Here is a 431-nt window from a genome sequence, read left to right on the forward strand (position 1 = left end):
GATGAAAGCGTTCAAGAAGATGGTACGGCAACTGGCAATACATTTACGATCAGTGCTCCGGATGGCTTAGGCTCGTTGAGCATTGCAGGGCAGGCAATTACGGCAGCTGCCTTAAACAATGCCTCAACCAGCAACATTACTGTTAATACTCCAGAAGGTGTATTAACCATTACCGACTACAACTCATCCACTGGTGAGGTCACTTATAACTACGATCCAAGCGGCACGGCCAAAGATCACAGTGGTGGCGAAGTTGTTGATGGCTTAGCGGTCGTCGTAACGGACAGCGATGGCACAACCGCTAACGGTACTTTAGATATTTTAATTACCGATACGGCTCCGGTTGCCAATGCCGATACAGATTCAACTGATGCTGTTACCAATGCTACCGGAAACGTTCGCACCGATGTTGGTGGTGCCGATGTAGATGG

At 48.7% G+C, this 431-nt stretch carries 1 protein-coding gene; it reads left to right on the plus strand.

What is annotated here, in order from left to right; genetic code table 11:
• Window positions 1-431 (plus strand): hypothetical protein (locus Q1A08_RS21380; RefSeq protein WP_299776425.1); only part of this gene is annotated, 431 nt, incomplete at both ends.

The sequence above is a fragment of the uncultured Pseudoteredinibacter sp. genome (assembly GCF_947500695.1).
Lineage (GTDB): Bacteria > Pseudomonadota > Gammaproteobacteria > Pseudomonadales > Cellvibrionaceae > Pseudoteredinibacter.